The following is a 12,000-nucleotide window of genomic DNA, read 5'->3' on the forward strand; positions in this document are numbered from 1 at the left end:
TCCACGCTACAAACTTTGAGTAATTATCTGATTCATCGGGAAAAGGTCACGCGAATCAGCATGAGCAATTTTCTGTAATACCGGACTATCCTGCCCGCTTTAACTCGTGTGAATTGCAACTCTGCCCTCGGCGTCGCAGCAAGAAGTTCAACCGCCTGCTCCGCTAAAATGGGCTCCCGACTGTGCGGGTGGATATACGACGGGTAGGCAATCAGCGCCTGATAAACCACATCGTCTAACGTGAGGCGGCGCGTACGGCGTGAACACCTGTGTTCATCCTGCGTCAGCCCCCATCCGGCATAAAAAGGCATGCCGTAACACACCACTTTTTTATCGTGCAATAAGGCTTCAAATCCCGACAACGAGGTCAGCGTATGCAGCTCGTCGGCGGCCTGAATGCATTGAATAATGTCGGCATCTGATGCCTGACTGTCTGCCCAGCGGCTGACATCTTCGGCGGGGATCTGCCCCTGCCGGTTCCCCACCAGAACATCCGGGTGCGGTTTATAAATGATGTATGCATCCGGATGGCGTTCGCGCACAGCCCGTAACAGCCCGCCGTTGGTACAAACCGACAGCGTGCCGGTCAGGATCGAGGCGTCATCTTCCACCTGCCCCGGAACCAGAATCACCGTCTTTCCGGCGGCGTCGGCGGGCAGCGTGAACGCTGCGCCGAGGTTATATTTACTGACTTTGCTGGCGACCAGCCGGTGACGCAGCGCGGCGGCGCGTTGCTGCTGATACGCCGTCAGGTGGCAGTGGCTGAGCAGATGCTCCAGATCGCTCGGGCGCGTGGCATCGTAGTAGATGCCCGTTTTATCCAGCACCAGCGAAAGCGGCGGATGCAGATCTGAGCCCAGCCCGGCGGAGCGCAGAAAACCGTCTTCCATACGCCACTGCGGCAACTGATGTTGCGCGGCGGCACTTTGCCAGCGAGCCTCACCTTTAATGCCCCACACCACGCAGGCAGACTCACCGGCGAAGCGCTTACTGAAATTCACTTTGTTGCCGGTGGTGCGCAGAAACGGCGTCAAAATCGTGCGTTTCCACAGCGTCAGTCCCGGCGACCATAAACGTCCTGCGCGCTGCTGGTGATGCTGTCGTTGCATCAGCAGCCAGCTGAGGACGTCAAACAATGTGCCGCGTTTGCCGTCTGCCGGATTGATATACCGCGTGTAGCGCAGGCAGGCCGCGCTGAACAAATCTTCCAGAGTGGCACTGCCGCGTCGCGCGCTGAGGGATGCCGACTGCGCGTGGCGGTCGTCCGTCAGCCCCCATCCTGCGTACCACGGTTGGCCAAATACGCTGACCGGCTTACCGGCCATCAGCGCTTCAAAACCGTAATTCGACGTCACCACATAAACGCGGCTCACCCGGCGCAGCAGCGACTGCGGGCTGACGTCCATCGCCAGCAGTCTGATACGCGGGTTCTGCTTCGCCAGTTGCGCTATCTGGCTGAAATAGCCCGCTTTTTTTCCCTGAAGCACGTCCGGATGAATTTTCACCCAAATCTCCGCTTCCGGGTTCTCCGCCATTGCAGCCTGTAACATGCTGTCGAACTGTTCCGCGCCGGCGTTGCCGTACACCACGGCCATATCACCAAAGGTCTGATCCACCACCAGCACCGCGCCCTGCGGCGGTGACGTGAGCGTGCACGCCGGTGCCTGGTTGTATTTCGATAAATCCCCGCTGACGATCATCTGCATCGCCTGGCGCGCATCGTCATGCAGTAACTGATTCTCTTCGTGCTGATGAATCAGCCCTTCAAGCGAACTGGGACGCGAAGCGTCGTAATACATGCCTTCGCTGTCCAGCACCATGGAGAGCGGCGGCGAACCGGTCACCCCTAACCCCAGCGAGCGGATAAAACCGTCTTCGAGGCGCAGCACCGGCAGGCCTTTTTTCTCTGCCAGCGCCACCGCTTTGGTGCCGCTCGGGCGATAGCCCCAGACAGCAACCCGCGTGATGTCATCCGGCAGCGGCCGCACCAGCGACACCTTGCAGCAAGGCTCGCCGAGAAACGCCGTCAGATGCGGGATCCGGTAGATCCCGCCAGAAAAAATCCCCAGCATTACAGGGTCAGCACCACTTTCGCGGCCACGGCCAGCTGGTAAAGAATGGTCGAAATGCCACGGGTGACTTCGATGTTCTTCGACTCATACTTCGGCAGCACCATCAGCTCGTCGCCCGGTTGCAGCGTTTTGACATCTTCGGCATTCACCGCTTCGCCGTTTTGTCTGATCAGGATGACTTTCGAATTGCCGGATTTTTGGGTAAAGCCACCCACTTTCTCGATGTAATCTTCCGGGCTGAGGCCTTTCTGCCAGCTCACCGCATTCGGGAACAGCACTTCGCCGTGGATCATGACCAGCGAGGTTTTCTCCGGAATATTGATGACGTCGCCATCTTCCAGGATCACCTGATTAAGGTTGTCTTCGCTGAGCACCACTTCGCCTTTCGGCACCACCTGACGCGCTTTATTGACAAAGCGGCTGACCAGCTGGGCTTCCTGAGTACGCAAACGGGCCTCTTCCTGAGTCGAAGACTGCGCGGAAAGTGAAGCTTCTTCGAGTTTCTGCAATGTCAGATCCAGCATCTCTTTCTGTCGCAGGGCGACAGAACGGCGGTACAGCTGGATAGCGTTAATCTGCGACATGCTGTTAGTACGAATTTTTGGCAACAGCTGGCTCATGGTTGCGCCGTAAGGCAGCACCACCGCGTGCTCGCCGGAATGCGCACCTTCGATGCGAACCTGAATCGTACCGGCGTAGCGGTCCGAACTGATGATCAGCTTGTCGCCGTCCTGCAATGACCGGCCCGGTGCCGAGCTCAGCGGGTAATACTCGCTGCGCTTCATGCTGCCCTGCTGGCGGATAATGGTCATGTGCGTCGCGCCCGGTTTCGGACGAGCCCAGCTCAGGGCTTCGCTGACCGGGATCGTGCTGTCACGAAATTCAAAGTCATAGCTGTTGAAGACGTCGCCATCCACGCTGAAGGTATGCTGACGCGGCCCGACCACGATGGTGTCGCCATCAGAGAACTGCGAGAGGCGCAGATCGCCGTTGAGCAGGAAGTCATACAAATTGATGCGTGAACGCACGCGATCGTTGTGCTTAACCACGATGTCCACGTAGCTGCCGCGCTCGGTATCCACGCCACCGGCTTTGCTCAGGTACGAGAGCAGCGAGTCAGAGGCTACGCCGCCGTAAAGGCCGGGGTTGCTGACATAACCGGTCACAAACACTTTCACCGGCTGCGCCTGCAACAGCGAGGCGTAGACATTCACGTTTGCCTGATAAACCTGTTTCACTTTGGTGGTGATCACGCTGTTCAGCTGGCTGTTGGAAATCCCTGCCACTTTCAGCGGGCCGACGTTAGGCAGGAAGATATTGCCTTTCGGATCGACGGTCAGTGCGCCATCAAAGTTGAACGCGCCCCACAGGCGGATCTGCACCTGATCGCCCAGCCCGATGATGTAGTTCGGGTTGAAACCGATGCTGGCGGCGTTGTCTGCCGCGGCGCCGCCGGTGAAGAGCTGTGCGCCAAACATACGGCTCATGACGGCCTGAACCGCCGGACGCGGGGTATCGTCGAAACCGCTGTCAGAACCGGTTTGCTGAGTCTGGCCGGACAAAAATGCAGGCAACGGCGCAGCGCCGGTCATCTCAGGATCAGCATTAATCCCGATGGCATGTGCCTGCGTAAACTGGCAGGCGAGCAAAATCAAAACGGACTTCAATAATTTCATAACAAGCTCTGTGTGCGATTCTTCAGGCTAAAAGGGATAGCGGAACAAACCGCGTTAATCTTTATGGTCATCAATGACCGCCAGCAATAATTTGACGGTGCCGAACAGCAGGCAGCAAATCAGCAGCCAGCTCGCGATCATGTAAGGCGTATTGGGAAATTTGGACTCTTGCGGCAGCTGCGGGGAACTGATCACCGACAGCACTTTGAGTTTTCTCGCCGCTTCGACGCGGGTCTTTTCGATAGAGGTCAGCGTGAGCTTGTAGAGATCGGTATCAAACTGAACTTTGGCTTTAATCTCTTCAAAATCCACCGCCATGCTGTTGAGCTTGTGGCCGTCCGGCGCGGTGATTTTGCTTTTTTCCTGATCAATCTGTTTGCCCAGCGAGGTAATGGCGTTTTGCGCGCTGATCACCTGCGGCGCGTCTTCACGCAGATAGGTCAGTAAGTTACGCAGCTCCGCTTCCATCTGGATTTTCTGACCGACCAGCGTGTTCACCAGGGTCGTGGCCGCGATGGCCTGCGCTTCCGGATCCAGAATGTTGTTCTGGTTCTGATACGCGAGTAACTGAGTTTTGCTGGTGTTCAGGCGTGCCCGCGCCTGCAGCATTTCGTTTTCGGCGAACGCCTGCTGATCGCGCGCAATTTTGTGCGAGATTTCATTGATGAAGCGCTCGGATTCTTTCAGTACCGCTTTGTTGAACTGCTCGGCAAATTCAGGGGTAAAACCCTGCGTTCCGATGGTCAGCAGGCCGGTTTTGTCGTCGTAGGTGACGGCGATACGGTCGCGGTAATAATTGAGGAATTGCTCACGCGTGGCATCTTTCGGCAGATGGTAGAAAAAATCCAGACCGCTCTGACCAAAGACTTCGTGGAAATTCAGTTGTTTATCGAGCACCGCGAGCATATCGGGGGAATTGATATACTCTTTCAGGTACATCGCGTCTTCTGCGGTGCTCGGATTGGCGGCACCCAGCAGCAGGCCGACATTCAGGCTGCTGCCGCTGATGTCATTAGAACTTTTGATCGCAACCGTTGATTCGCTGAGATAGCGCGGATGGCTGAAAATAAGCAGATAGACGATCAGCAAGGCCATTGGCAGGCCGATGATGATTTTGCCCAGATTCTGATTGAGCGTTGCCATACTCAGAAAAGGTGATCGACGAACCCGGGCAATGTGTTCGCCGGGCCATGCAGACTTCAGTTTTTCAATAAACATTTCTTATCATCATGACAAATCGCACGTTTTTATCATCGTGCTTTATTAAAAGTACCGTGATCCTGCGTGTCTTTCTCCTGCAATCAGATCACGGTGCGCAATGTTTTCAGTCGAAAATACGAACCAGACCCGCAACGTTGTTTTCTTTATCTGTCACCAGCAGCACGGAAACGCGGTGCTTTTGCATCAGCGTTTCGGCATCGGTGATCATCATGTCCGCCGGTAACGTCAGCGGCGAACGGGTCATCATGTCGGCAGCACAGGCACTCTCGAGCTGGGTGCTTTTTTCCATATACCGGCGTAAATCCCCGTCAGTAATGATGCCCGTCAGTTGCTGTTGCTGATTGTTCACCGCCACCATGCCCTGACACCCGCAGGTGATGGCAGAAATCACCTGACGGAATCCGGTATCTTCACGCACGGTCGGCACAACCGGCAGCATCACATCTGACACGCGGGTGAGCAGACGACGGCCGAGAGAACCTCCCGGATGGTAACGGGCGAAATCGGTAGGCAGGAATTTACGCTGACGGATCAAAGCCACAGCCAGCGCGTCGCCAATTGCCATGGTCAGCGTGGTCGAGGTGGTCGGTGCCAGATTGTTCGGGCAGCTTTCGCTTTCCATCATCAGTTCCAGCGTGGCGTCGGCGTGTTTTGCCAGCGTCGACGCGTTGTGATTGGTGATCGCAATAATGCGATTACCGAACTGACGCAGTGACGGAATTAATTTCAGGATTTCATCCGTTTCCCCGCTGGCTGAAATGAGGATCAGCAAGTCGTACGGGGTGATCATGCCGAGATCGCCATGAAAGGCTTCGGCGGGATGAATAAAGAAGCTTGGTGTTCCGGTGGAAGCCAGCGTCGCGGAGATCTTTCTGCCCACGTGGCCGGATTTGCCCATACCGGACAAAATGACGTGACCCTGGCATTCAAGGATAAGCCGGAGGGCTGTCTGATATTGTCCGCTGTCGAGATGCGAAGAAAGGTGATGCAGTGCATCAGCCTGTTCAGAAAGCGTACTGCGCACTGAGTCAATCAGACCGGGTTGTACAGACGCGCCCGTGGTGCCGCCAATTACCTGATTATCTGCCACATTAATGCCCTGATTGGGGTAAGACACACTCAGACGCCACGGCCAAAGTGGTTACTCATTATGGTTAGCCGATCAAGTAAAATGTGCCCTGAAGAAGTCCATTTCATGGTCTGGCCGGTCGCTACTGCGTCGCAGTATGAGAAATTGAATGAGGAGTGACCGGAAATCAGCGCCGGTAAAGTCAATTTTCAGCGGGCTGAAAAAGTTACACATTAGCGAAAAAATATACAAATTCACGCGAACTATAAACAATCGAAACACATTCATTCAATTGATGCATTTTTTAACATACAGCACGATATAACACAAACTGTATCGGAGTTTTCTTATCAAAATCCCGACTATACTCAATGAAGGCTAAGACACATCGTGTTTTCAATAGGTTGTTATATAACAAATAGTTATTTGTATATGACAAAGACAGAGGCGGCGAAGAATCAATCAACATGGATTATTCTTAATCATAAAGACAGACATATTGTGAGGTTTTATGGCAAGCGGATGGGCGCAAGATGGCGCAGTACAAGATCAGATAGATTCCACGGTGAATGATGCTGTTGATCGCGCACGTCAGTCTCTCGGCCAGGGTGAAAGTGCGGAGTTCTGCCACGAATGTGGTGAGCCTATTCCGCTGGCACGCAGAAAGGCGCTTAAGGGCGTGCAATATTGTGTCGCCTGCCAGGCCGCGCTGGATAAAAAACAGCAGGATCACGCCGGGTATAATCGTCGCGGCAGTAAAGACAGTCAGCTTCGTTAACGCCTCTCCTCCCTCCTCTTTTATGCTTATGACCCATTGCACCATTATGGTTCAATAAAAGTCATTTCGCAGGTGAATATCCGGTTCCTCCTCTTTACATCTGCTTCAAAATTGAGCACAGGTTTTGTTTTCGTTCCGCAAAAGTTAGAGCGAGTTATCATTTGCGCGGCGTAGTTGTTAATTAATGATTGTTTAAAAGACAACATCTGGTTAATGATAAAGCGCTGCACCACGAGAGAACATTGCAAAGTGTAACAATGCACCATCACAGTGCGCCCCATGTTAAATTTTTTGCTTGAACGGTTCAGCACGCCGTTAAACCATTGAATTTTAGCATGCATGAACTTTGGCATGAATTTTGCAGTGAAGCGTCGTAACATAAGATCGTTCCCATAATATGTACAAAGGAAATTCACTGATGAAGTCACTCTTAAAAGTTTCCCTGGCCGCGTTGACTCTGGCCTTTGCCGTAAGCTCACACGCAGCAGACAAAAAACTGATCGTTGCTACTGACACAGCGTTTGTCCCGTTTGAATTCAAACAAGGTGACAAATACGTCGGCTTCGATATCGACCTGTGGGACGCGGTCGCCAAAGAGATGAAAGTCTCTTATGAACTGAAACCAATGGACTTCGGCGGCATCATCCCTGCCCTGCAAACACACAACATCGATCTGGCGCTGGCGGGTATCACCATCACACCTGAGCGCAAGAAAGCCATCGACTTCTCTGACGGCTATTACAACAGCGGTCTGATGGTCATGGTCAAGAGCAACAACGACGCCATCAAAAGCGTGGCTGATCTGAAAGGCAAAACCGTGGCAGTGAAAAGCGGCACCAGCTCCGTGGATTACATGAAAGCCAACGTACAGACCAAAGATCTGCGTCAGTTCCCGAACATCGACAGCGCTTACATGGAACTGGGTACAGGCCGTGCGGATGCGGTGATGCATGACACCCCGAACATCCTGTACTTCATCAAAACGGCCGGTAAAGGTCAGTTCAAAGCGGTTGGCGATTCACTGGCTGGCCAGCAATACGGTATCGCTTTCCCTCAGGGCAGCGAACTGCGTGAGAAAGCCAACGCCGCGCTGAAAACCATCAAAGAGAATGGTACCTACGCCGCCATCTATAAAAAATGGTTCGATACCGAACCTAAATAAGCGTTGTTCATTTAAGTCGTTCCCTTTTAGAGAAAGCTGACTTGATATTATGCGCCTGCCGGGATTTATTCCGCGCAGGCGCAGTAAGTTGTTTGACCAGGAGATAATCCATGCAGTTTGACTGGAGCGTAATTTGGCCCGCTCTGCCTATCCTGCTCGAAGGCGCCAAGATGACATTGTGGATCTCGGTCCTCGGTCTGGTTGGCGGTCTGATTATTGGTGTGATTGCGGGTTTTGCCCGCGCGTTTGGTGGCTGGTTTAGCAGCAACGTCGCACTGGTATTTATCGAGCTCATTCGCGGTACGCCTATTGTCGTACAGGTAATGTTCATTTACTTCGCCCTGCCAATGATGGTTCCCGATCTGCGTATCGACCCGTTCAGCGCGGCGGTGGTGACCATTATCATTAACTCCGGTGCCTATATCGCTGAAATTACGCGTGGCGCGGTGTTGTCCATCCACAATGGTTTTCGCGAAGCCGGTCTGGCGTTGGGTCTGTCCCGTCGTGCGACCCTGCGTTACATCATCATGCCGCTGGCGCTGCGCCGCATGTTGCCACCGCTGGGTAACCAGTGGATTGTGAGTATCAAAGATACGTCACTGTTTATCGTCATCGGTGTCGCCGAGCTGACCCGTCAGGGCCAGGAAATCATCGCCGGTAACTTCCGCGCCATGGAAATCTGGAGTGCGGTTGCCGTTATCTATCTGATCATTACGCTGGCTCTGAGCTTTGTTCTGCGCCGCTTAGAACGCAAACTGAAAATTATATGATTGAATTCAAGAACGTCTCAAAACACTTTGGCAAAACCCAGGTGCTCCACGACATCGATCTGAACATTTCTCAGGGTGAAGTGGTGGTGATTATCGGGCCGTCCGGCTCCGGCAAATCTACCTTGCTGCGCTGCATCAATAAGCTGGAAGAGATCACCTCCGGCGATTTGATCGTTGATGGCCTGAAAGTGAATGACCCGAAAGTCGATGAACGCCTGATCCGTCAGGAAGCCGGCATGGTGTTCCAGCAGTTCTATCTGTTCCCGCACATGACCGCGCTGGAAAACGTGGCCTTCGGCCCGATCCGCGTGCGTGGCGCGTCGAAAGAAGAAGCCAATAAACTGGCGAAAGAACTGCTGGCGAAAGTCGGCCTGTCCGAGCGCGCACATCACTACCCTTCCGAGCTATCCGGTGGTCAGCAACAGCGTGTGGCGATTGCCCGTGCGCTGGCGGTCAAACCTAAACTGATGCTGTTTGATGAGCCGACCTCTGCGCTCGATCCGGAACTGCGTCATGAAGTGCTGACCGTGATGAAGCAACTGGCAGACGAAGGCATGACAATGGTCATCGTGACTCACGAAGTCGGCTTCGCCGAAAAAGTGGCATCACGTCTGATCTTCATCGATAAAGGCCGTATTGCGGAAGACGGGAAACCCGCCGATCTGGTTAATAACCCGCCGAGCGAACGTCTGCGCGAGTTCCTGCAACACGTTTCCTGATGCCAAAGGCCGCGGCAAGCGCGGCTTTTATCTCTGACCGGAATGATGTCGGTTTCTCAGGGGCGCTGATCCCTTAACGCGCTGCGCCGAACCGCCCGAAGGGGGAAAAGCTTTTCCCCTTTTGGATTTTCCCTCGCTTTTTTACTCCGTGCTGTCGCTTGCTGGCTATGCTCCACTCAACCGCCTATGGCACGTCACCCCACAACGTTTTGCCACAAATTATCTACAATACGGTCACTCTTGTTTTACCCTTAGGGCTGCCACACCCCCATTAACCGCCATTTTGAGAGAGGAACAATGCCGCATAACGACAGGACTCCGTTGGCTCACCGCATCCAGACACATCTATTTTCGGTTTTGCTGTTTATCACCCTCGCCATGTTCAGCGCTTTCAGCCACGCGGCTGAGGAGAAACCCGCTGCGGCAGATCAGCAAAAAGCCTCATACGCCGCACTGGCCGATATTCTTCAGGATGATAAAGCCCGCGCCGAACTGATTACCCATCTGCGTGACGCTGCCCGCACAGCCCCGCAGGCGGCTAAAACGGCCAGCGAAAATACCCCCCCGCAGGCCGAACAGTTGTCGCTGATTGATCAACTGGTCGATACCACCCAGCAGACAGCGTCCGGGATCATGAAGCGCGTTCAGACGCTGAAAGACACCATCAATTCAGGGCCGGAACGCCACTTTAACCCGGCCCGTTTCTTCCCGGCGGTCGGTTATTTTCTGCTGACCGTGGCAGTGACTTTTGCTTTCTTCCACCTGATCCGTCGGTTAATCGGGCCGCTCTATCTGCGCCTTGGCCGCTGGGGAAATCATGCGCGGATGCGGGAGACGCACTGGTACAAGTTGCCCGCCAGCATCCTGGGCGCGTTCGCCGTCGATCTGGGTATTTTGCTGCTGACCGTCGCTGCCGGTAACCTGTTTGCGCAATACGTCAACGGCGGCAGCCCGCTGATCGCCCGGTTGCAGGCACTATTTCTCAGCGCGTTCGCGGTGATTGAATTCTTTAAAGCGGTTTTGCGCCTGATTTTTTCCCCCGGTTTCAGCTACCTGCGCCCTTTCCCGCTGGCAGACGTGACCGCCCGTTACTGGAACACCCGTCTGGCGTGGGTCAGCGGCCTGATCGGGTATGCGCTGATGGTGGGCGTGCCGGTCGTCGCCACACAAATCAATTACACCACCGCCGCCGTGGTCAATTTTGTGGTGATGCTGGCGCTGACCGTTTACGCCAGCTGGCTGATCCTGCATAACCGCCGCACCATCCACCATGAATTTAACCAGCTGGCTGAGCGGTCAATGGCGTTCTTCAGCGTCATCCTGCGCGCGCTCGGCCACGTCTGGCATTTACTGGCCGTCAGTTATTTCGTTGTGCTGTTTTTCCTCTCACAGTTTGATTTTGCCGGCAGCCTGCGGTTTATGATGGCAGCGACCATCAAAAGTCTGGTGATCATCGGCCTTGGCGCGCTGATTTCCGGCCTGCTCTCGCGCTGGATCAGCCGCAGGATCACCCTGCCTGATGACGTCAACCGTCGTTATCCGCTGCTGCAAAAGCGGATTAACTCTTACATTCCGGCAGGTCTGAAAATCATCCGCGTGCTGGTGGTCCTGAGCGTGACGCTCTCACTGCTTGATGCCTGGCAGATTTTCAATCTGAACAAATGGTTTATGACGGAAACCGGCGAGAAAGTGATAAGCGGGCTGGGCCACATGCTGTTTATTCTGTGCTTTGCCATTGTCGCCTGGACGCTGCTGGCGAGCGTGATTGAGCACCGGCTGGCGCAGGAACTCAGCAACGGTGCGCGTCCCAGCGCCCGTGAGCGCACGCTGCTGACGCTGTTTCGCAACGTGCTGGCTATCGTGATTTGTACTATCACCATTATGATCATGCTGTCGCAGGTCGGGCTGAACATCGCGCCGCTGCTGGCCGGCGCGGGTGCGCTTGGTCTGGCGGTCAGCTTTGGTGCCCAGACGCTGGTTAAAGATGTGATCACCGGTATTTTCATCCAGTTCGAAAACGGCATGAATACCGGGGAATACGTCACGGTGATGGGCATCAGTGGCACCGTCGAGCGCATGACGATCCGCTCGATTGGCCTGCGCGACATTTACGGCGTCTATCACATCGTGCCCTATTCTTCGATCACCACGCTTTCAAATTATGAACGCGAGTTTGGGGTGTATCGCGCCAGCTATAACGTCAGCCGCGAGGAAGATGTGGATGCGGCCAACGCCGTGCTGCGCAAAGCGGTTGAAGCCCTGCAACAGGATGACGCCATCAAACCGCTGCTGCTCGGCGAGCCAACCTATCAGGGCGTGGTGGGACTAGGAGATCAGTTCTTCACCCTGCGGGTGCTGGTGCGCACCAAAGCGCTGGAACAATGGACGGTGCAGTACGCGCTTGACCGGCTGGTGAAGAATCACTTTGCTGAGGCGGGGATCGAAATGCCTAAGCAGGCAGTACAGATTTATAACGGCGACGTGCCGCAGCCTGGGATCAATGCGGGTATCGCGCCATAGTGGCTTGAATAAT

The 12,000-nt window shown here is 54.5% G+C and carries 10 protein-coding genes; 5 read left to right on the forward strand and 5 right to left on the reverse strand.

What is annotated here, in order from left to right:
- Nucleotides 1-32 precede the first annotated feature (32 nt).
- From ACO0U8_RS11625 to ACO0U8_RS11640, 4 genes are all read right to left on the reverse strand, one after another.
- The gene (locus tag ACO0U8_RS11625; protein ID WP_421670829.1) at nucleotides 33-2,072 is read right to left on the reverse strand and encodes a capsular polysaccharide biosynthesis protein; all 2,040 of its coding nucleotides are present in this window, start codon (nucleotides 2,070-2,072) and stop codon (nucleotides 33-35) included.
- On the reverse strand, nucleotides 2,072-3,748 hold the full coding sequence (locus ACO0U8_RS11630; protein ID WP_421670830.1) for a polysaccharide biosynthesis/export family protein: 1,677 nt from the start codon (nucleotides 3,746-3,748) through the stop codon (nucleotides 2,072-2,074). The genes ACO0U8_RS11625 and ACO0U8_RS11630 overlap by 1 nt, the downstream gene beginning before the upstream one ends.
- 54 nt (nucleotides 3,749-3,802) lie before the next feature.
- Nucleotides 3,803-4,966, reverse strand: a complete 1,164-nt coding sequence (locus ACO0U8_RS11635) for a capsule biosynthesis protein (protein ID WP_122094644.1) — start codon at nucleotides 4,964-4,966, stop codon at nucleotides 3,803-3,805.
- 106 nt (nucleotides 4,967-5,072) lie between these two features.
- Complete coding sequence (locus tag ACO0U8_RS11640; RefSeq protein ID WP_421670995.1) at nucleotides 5,073-6,041, reverse strand: KpsF/GutQ family sugar-phosphate isomerase; 969 nt, start codon at nucleotides 6,039-6,041, stop codon at nucleotides 5,073-5,075.
- Between the two features lie 508 nt (nucleotides 6,042-6,549).
- On the opposite strand from ACO0U8_RS11640, the gene ACO0U8_RS11645 reads away from it, so the two are divergent.
- Nucleotides 6,550-6,816, forward strand: coding sequence for a DksA/TraR family C4-type zinc finger protein (locus tag ACO0U8_RS11645; RefSeq protein ID WP_421670831.1), 267 nt, complete (start codon nucleotides 6,550-6,552; stop codon nucleotides 6,814-6,816).
- Between the two features lie 44 nt (nucleotides 6,817-6,860).
- On the opposite strand, the gene ACO0U8_RS11650 is transcribed toward ACO0U8_RS11645, so the two are convergent.
- Nucleotides 6,861-7,196 carry a hypothetical protein gene (locus tag ACO0U8_RS11650; protein ID WP_421670832.1) on the reverse strand — a complete coding sequence of 112 codons (336 nt, stop codon included), beginning with the start codon at nucleotides 7,194-7,196 and terminating at the stop codon, nucleotides 6,861-6,863.
- A 38-nt stretch (nucleotides 7,197-7,234) separates the two neighbouring features.
- Between ACO0U8_RS11650 and glnH the strand changes: the two genes are divergently transcribed.
- The 4 genes from glnH (at nucleotide 7,235) to ybiO (ending at nucleotide 11,987) form a co-directional block, all read left to right on the forward strand.
- Nucleotides 7,235-7,978 (forward strand): glutamine ABC transporter substrate-binding protein GlnH, encoded by a 744-nt coding sequence (gene glnH / locus ACO0U8_RS11655; RefSeq protein WP_056782352.1) that lies wholly within the window; start codon nucleotides 7,235-7,237, stop codon nucleotides 7,976-7,978.
- 110 nt (nucleotides 7,979-8,088) lie between these two features.
- Complete coding sequence (gene glnP, locus ACO0U8_RS11660; RefSeq protein WP_013574682.1) at nucleotides 8,089-8,748, forward strand: glutamine ABC transporter permease GlnP; 660 nt, start codon at nucleotides 8,089-8,091, stop codon at nucleotides 8,746-8,748.
- Complete coding sequence (gene glnQ / locus ACO0U8_RS11665) at nucleotides 8,745-9,467, forward strand: glutamine ABC transporter ATP-binding protein GlnQ (RefSeq protein WP_056782351.1); 723 nt, start codon at nucleotides 8,745-8,747, stop codon at nucleotides 9,465-9,467. Before glnP ends, glnQ begins: the two co-directional genes overlap by 4 nt.
- A 321-nt stretch (nucleotides 9,468-9,788) precedes the next feature.
- Nucleotides 9,789-11,987, forward strand: coding sequence for a mechanosensitive channel protein (gene ybiO, locus ACO0U8_RS11670; RefSeq protein ID WP_421670833.1), 2,199 nt, complete (start codon nucleotides 9,789-9,791; stop codon nucleotides 11,985-11,987).
- The last annotated feature ends 13 nt before the right edge of the window (nucleotides 11,988-12,000 follow it).

The organism is Rahnella sp. EDr1-12, assembly GCF_049206505.1.
Lineage (GTDB): Bacteria > Pseudomonadota > Gammaproteobacteria > Enterobacterales > Enterobacteriaceae > Rahnella > Rahnella rivi.